Genomic DNA, 1342 nt, shown 5'->3' with positions numbered 1-1342 from the left:
TATTGAAGCCTCTTGTAAGATAGAATTAGATAAACTCATTGCCTCAAGGTTTATGCTCTTTTTTAAAGATAAAGCTCAAGAATGGCAAAAATATCTAGCGCAGTCTTTAGCTTTTTTTCGGCAAGTTGAAAACCGAGTTGGTGTTAAATTAGACTATTCTTTATTACAGCAGTTCTTAGGACTTAATTTTAATTTCAGTAAAATCACGGTTTTCAGTACGGGTATTGATTTAAGGACTAATCTTGCTGATTCTAGTTTAAAAATGCACATCAGGCTAAAAGATTATCCTGAAAAAATCAACCAAGCGTTATTGTTAACCAGTGATAGTGATGATTTAATAGCTGTACGAGATTTTCTTTCCATTGTCGGCTTTGATTTCTATTTTGATGGCCGTAGTGCGATCGAAATTTACCCTGAAGTTGCAGAAACAGACTTTTTTAAACCAGAAACTCAAGACAAAGTATGGCGACATCTTCCCAAATTTGTTTTAGAACCTCTTAAAGCAACAAGCTTATTTGGTTTTGGCTTTTCCAAAACAAATAATAACCCAGTGCTTTACTACAGGCTCAAAAATCGTCAAGATTTAACCAATTACTTCAAGCTTAATGATACCGCCCAAAGAGTTCATAGCTTTTATCAGCATCAAGATATTTTATCTAGTGTGTGGGTAGGTACAGCCCAACAAGAATTAGAAAAAACGAGAATTGAAAATGTTAGACTTTACTATTATAAGTATTTTGGAATGGAGTAAATTTTATGTTAATCACCAAACCCCGCTTTGAAACCTTTGCCGAATATCTACAATATGAGGATAATTCAGAGGAATCTTATGAGTTATTTAACGGAGAATTGGTAGAAATGCCACCAGAATCAGGACTTAACTTTCAAATTGCTAATCGTCTTTTTCTAGTCTTTGCTTTAATGCTAGGAACAGATAGAGTTAGAGGACATGGTTTAGAATTAGAAGTGAGAGGCGAACCGAAAAACCGTTATCCTGATTTAAGCATTATTCGAGAAGAACATATTCAATTACTCTCCCAGAGAAATACCATTCTTCTTACCATGGCACCCCCCTTATTAGTCATTGAAGTGGTTAGTCCGGGGGAAATCCAAAGAGAGAGAGATTACATCGCCAAAAGAAGCCAATATCAAGATTGTGGGATTCCTGAATACTGGATAGTTGATCCTCAAACTCAAACCATTTTAGTCTTAGAATTAAAAGGAGATACTTATGCAGAAATTGGTAATTTTAGCAATGATGACTTAGTAAAACCCTCTATATTTAATCAACTCAATTTAAAAGTTTCTCAAGTATTTAATTAGGCAAATTAACCCCCATGAT

At 34.4% G+C, this 1342-nt stretch carries 2 protein-coding genes; both read left to right on the top strand.

The genetic code is table 11. The annotated features are described in order from the left end of the window. The coding region (locus PX636_RS16630; RefSeq protein ID WP_288117897.1) for a DUF5838 family protein at positions 1-751 on the top strand (751 nt) is incomplete at its 5' end. 5 nt (positions 752-756) lie between these two features. Continuing rightward, complete coding sequence (locus tag PX636_RS16625) at positions 757-1323, top strand: Uma2 family endonuclease (protein ID WP_288117896.1); 567 nt, start codon at positions 757-759, stop codon at positions 1321-1323. Positions 1324-1342: the final 19 nt, after the last annotated feature.

The organism is Microcystis sp. M53598_WE2, assembly GCF_030067735.1.
GTDB classification, from domain to species: Bacteria; Cyanobacteriota; Cyanobacteriia; order Cyanobacteriales; family Microcystaceae; genus Microcystis; species Microcystis aeruginosa.
This window is presented reverse-complemented; position numbering and strand designations above follow the sequence as displayed.

Bases quoted from the DNA above. Each gene is read 5' to 3' on its own strand.
- PX636_RS16625 (WP_288117896.1), top strand. From the start codon at position 757: ATGTTAATCACCAAACCCCGCTTTGAAACCTTTGCCGAATATCTACAA.